At 72.5% G+C, this 4,285-nt stretch carries 3 protein-coding genes; 2 read left to right on the top strand and 1 reads right to left on the bottom strand.

Features of this window, described 5'->3' with window-relative positions:
• Positions 1-175: 175 nt before the first annotated feature.
• Positions 176-1,858 carry a SpoIIE family protein phosphatase gene (locus tag ACFC02_RS41835; RefSeq protein WP_376368151.1) on the top strand — a complete coding sequence of 561 codons (1,683 nt, stop codon included), beginning with the start codon at positions 176-178 and terminating at the stop codon, positions 1,856-1,858.
• A gap of 86 nt (positions 1,859-1,944) precedes the next feature.
• Here ACFC02_RS41835 and ACFC02_RS41840 read toward each other — a convergent pair whose 3' ends face one another.
• Entirely contained in the window at positions 1,945-3,219 is a 1,275-nt protein-coding gene (locus ACFC02_RS41840; protein ID WP_376368153.1) for an MFS transporter, read from the bottom strand.
• A 170-nt stretch (positions 3,220-3,389) separates the two neighbouring features.
• Between ACFC02_RS41840 and ACFC02_RS41845 the strand changes: the two genes are divergently transcribed.
• Positions 3,390-3,941 (top strand): MarR family transcriptional regulator, encoded by a 552-nt coding sequence (locus tag ACFC02_RS41845; protein WP_360977418.1) that lies wholly within the window; start codon positions 3,390-3,392, stop codon positions 3,939-3,941.
• Positions 3,942-4,285: the final 344 nt, after the last annotated feature.

Consider the following 4,285-nt stretch of genomic DNA (forward strand, 5'->3'; position numbering starts at 1 on the left):
CTGCCAGACTGGTCCACGACCGGGGCGGGCGACCGCCCGCCCCGGCCGCCGCCGACGCCCGGACACCGTGCCGCGCCCCGGGCACAGGAGGAAACGGTGCGGCCACCGCCGCGCGGCCCCGCACCCCGGCCGGGCCCGGAGCCGGCCCGACCCGACAGACACGAGGCAAGGATTCGTGAACTTCACGCGCTGGAGCGCCCGGCTCCCCCCGATCCCCGGAACACAGCGCCGCGCCGCGGCGCGGACCGACCTCGCGACCGCCCCCGACCGGCGCACCGACGGCTCCGTCCCCGCAGCCCGCGTCGAACGACTGGCCGACGAGACCACGCCCGTGCCCGCCGTCGACGAACTCCCCGCCCGTGAGGTCCTCGACCGCGTCCCGGCCCTCGTCGCCCTCGTCCACGGCGGCGATCACCGCCTCGCCTACCTCAACGACGCCTACACCACGGCCTTCGGCGCCCGCCCTATCGGCGAACCCGCCCGCGACGCCCTGCCCGAACTGCGTGAACTGGGCCTGCTCCCCCTCCTCGACCAGGTCCTGCGCAGCGGCAGACCCCGCACCCTGAAGTCCCGCAAAGCACCCGACGGCCGCTCCTACACCTTCACCTGCACCCCGGTCGCCGAGCCCGGACCCGGCGAGCGCGACACCGGCCCGGGCAGGGCGGGCGTACTCGTCTTCGCCACCGACGTCACCGACCACGCCGAGGCGGCCGACCGCCTGCGCGCCAGCGAACGCCGCCAGCGCGAGACCGCCGTCACCCTCCAGCGCTCCCTCCTCCCCCAGGTGCTCGAACAACCCGACGACCTGCGCGTCGCCGCCACCTACCAGCCCGGCGGCACCGAAGCAGCCGTCGGCGGCGACTGGTACGACGTCATCACCCTGGGCGGCGGACGCACCGCCCTCGTCATCGGCGACGTCATGGGCCGCGGGGTCCGTGCCGCCGCGGTCATGGGCCAGCTGCGCACCGCGGTGCGCGCCTACGCCCGCATGGACCTCCCGCCCCACGAGATCCTCCAGCTCCTGGACGGCCTCGCCGCCGAGATCGACGCCAACCAGATCGCCACCTGCGTGTACGCCGTCCACGACCCCAACGAGGGCCGGCTGGTGTACTCCTCCGCCGGGCACCTGCCGATCCTGGTCCGCGACGAGACCGGCACCGTCGTCCGCGCGGACGAACCCACCGGCCCGCCCCTGGGCACCGGCGGCTGGATGCACGCCTCCGGCTCGGTCCCCCTGACTCCCGGCTCGACGGCGGTCCTCTACACCGACGGCCTGGTCGAGCGCCGCGACGAGGACCTCGACGAGGGCATCGCCGCGCTGGAACGCGCCCTGGCCGGCGCCACCGGAACCCCCCAGGTCGTCTGCGACCGCCTGGTCCGCTCCGCCGGCGTCCAGGCCGACCACGACGACGACGTGGCCGTCCTGGTCCTCCAGCACCCCGCCCGCACCGGCCCCGACGGCGAACTCTTCCGCAACGCCGCCCTGGAACTCCTCGGCGGCGTGGAAGCCGCCCCCCGCGCGCGTGCCTTCGCCTCCGGCGTCCTCACCAGCTGGCGCTTTTCGCCCGAACTGCACGACGCGGGTGTCCTCGCGGCCAGCGAACTCGTCGCCAACTCACTCCAGCACGGCACGCCCCCCATGCGCCTGCGCCTGCGCCGCACCGACCGCCGCCTCATCGTCGAGGTCACCGACGGCGACGACCACCTCCCCAGACGCCGCCGCGCAGAACCCGCCGACGAATCCGGCCGGGGTATCGCCATCGTCGCCACCATCGCCGCCCACTGGGGCGCCCGCCGGACCCCGGACGGCGGAAAGGCCGTCTGGTGCGAGTTCACCCTGCCCACCAAGCGGCCCTAGCCCTACGCCAGGACGGAACCGGCCGTGGGCCGTACGCCGAAGCGGCCGTCGCCCGAAGACGACGGCCGCCCCGCACCCGCTCGGCCTCACGCCTCAGCGGTCACCGGCTCCGCGGCGGCCCCCCCACGCGCCACCACCCGGCTCCGCGCGCCCCACGGATGGTCCTGCACGGCGGTCAGCCCACGCCCGAGCCGCACCGCGAGCACGCTGATCCCCAGCGAGAACAGCAGGAACGTCACCACGTACGGCCCCGGCAGCGACGCCGCCAGCGGGCCGCCCACCGCCGGTCCGACCGCCAGCGCGAGCTGCTTCACCAGAGCGAAGGCCGAGTTGTACTGCCCCGCCATCCCCTCCGGCGCGAGATCGGCCACGAGCGGCGCGAGCGTCGGCGACAGCATCGCCTCACCCAGTCCGAACAGCGCGTACGTCGACACGAACGCCGCCGTCGCCATCACCTGGCTGCCGTGGCCGAGCCCCGCGTACGCCGCCGCGCCCCAGGCGACCGCCCAGATCACGCCGACCGCCGCGATCACCCGCGAGCGCCGCCGCCGCTCCACGAACTTCAGCACGGCGAACTGCGCCACCACGATCATCAGCGTGTTCGCGGCCAGCGCCGTGCCCAGCGCCGACGTCGAGATCCCGGCGGCCTCCACGCCGTACGCGCTCAGGCCCGACTCGAACTGCCCGTAGCAGGCGAAGAAGAGCACGAAACCCAGCACGCACAGCTGCACCATCGCCCGGTTTCCCAGCAGCTGCCGCCGGCCACTCCGGCCGGAACCCGGCGCGGCGCCCGCCGGAGCCCCCGCCATGCGCGGCGCACGCGGCATCCGCACGGTCGCCATCAGCGCGACCAGCAGCAGGAACACCGCCGCCTCGATCGCGAACAGCAGCGTGAAGGAGGACACGCGCGTGGTGTCGACGAGGTGGCCGCCGATGAGACCACCGACACCGAGACCCAGGTTCTGCAGGAAGAACTGCATCGCGAAGGCCCGCGAGCGGGTCTCCGACTCCGAGCAGTCCACGATCATCGTCGCCAGCGCCGGCTGCATCACGGCCTGACCGGCGCCCAGGGCCGCGGCCGACAGCAGGACGGCCACCGCCCCGGCGGCCAGTCCCAGGCTCAGCGCCCCGAGTGCGGCAGTGACCAGAGCGGCGAGCAGGACCGGCAGCGGGCCGCGCCGCACGATCGCCCGGCCGGCGAACGGCAGCACGATCAGCGCGGCCACGGCGAAGACGGCGAGCACCAGACCCGCCGTCATGGCCCCCAGATCCCGCACCTGCGCCACATAGACGTACAGGTAGGGGACGGTGAAGCCGAGCCCGAACGCACTGAGTGCGTTGCCCACGTGGATCCGGCGCATCGCTGCGCCCATCGCCCTGGTCACGTTCACCTCTCTCAAGCACAAGGACGGTCATGGAGTCGTCGAAGTGATCAGCAGTTAGACCTGAAGACTTCACTCCTAAAGTTCGAAGCTAAAGAGTACACCCGGAAGGACTTCAACGCCAAGCCGCTCCGTGCCATACTGCGGACATGGGCGACACCCCCGGCATCGGCAGCGAGCCGACACTCGAAGAACAGATCGCCGCCTACCAGCGCGAGTTCCAGGACCTCGACCCCCAGGTCGAGAAGATCGTCTCGGCGCTGGCCCGCCTGAACCGCCGGATGAACGTCGCCTACGGCAGGCAGACCGCCGACCTGGGCATCAGCAACGCCGAGTGGGAGGTGCTCAAGGCGCTTGTCCTGTCCGGGGCGCCCTACCGCCTGGGCCCCAGCGACCTCGCCAAGCGCCTCGGCCTCACCCCGGCCGCGATGACCCACCGCATCGACCGCATGGTCGGCGAGGGACTGGTCACCCGCGAGCGGGACGAGAACAACAGGGTGCGCGTCATCGTGGAGCTGACCCCCGACGGCCGCGAGAAGTGGATGGAGGCCATGCGCCTCGCCACGGTCTTCGAGGGCGATCTCCTCCAGGACCTCACCCCGGCGGAGCGGGCGGTCCTCGGCGAGGTCCTGACCCGGCTCCTGCGCAGGGTGGAGCACGCCCAGCCGGACGCCGGCGGCCGGCTCAGCGACCTCGACTAAAAGACCTTGACAGAGGGCGCTTGACACGCCCCTGCCGGATCCGTAAGGTTCTCCGGGTTGCCACGGAGCTGTAACGGTTCCTCGGCAGCACCTCCCGCCGCATCAGCGGCACTCACACCACCAGCATGATCTCCCGTCCGGGTCGATTTCGGCATGCCCGAATTCAATTCGAATGGAACTCGTCGACTCCTGCCGGATCCGCCAAGGGCCCGATTGGGAATCACCGCGAGGATCCGCTAAGGTTTGAGACGTCGGAACGGCCCAGCGGCCGGGAAGACAAACCCCGCTGACTGGGGATCAGGTCGAGAAAAGATCTGATAGAGTCGGAACCGCCGGAAAGGGAA

The organism is Streptomyces sp. NPDC056160 (genome assembly GCF_042268205.1).
Taxonomy (GTDB): Bacteria; Actinomycetota; Actinomycetes; order Streptomycetales; family Streptomycetaceae; genus Streptomyces.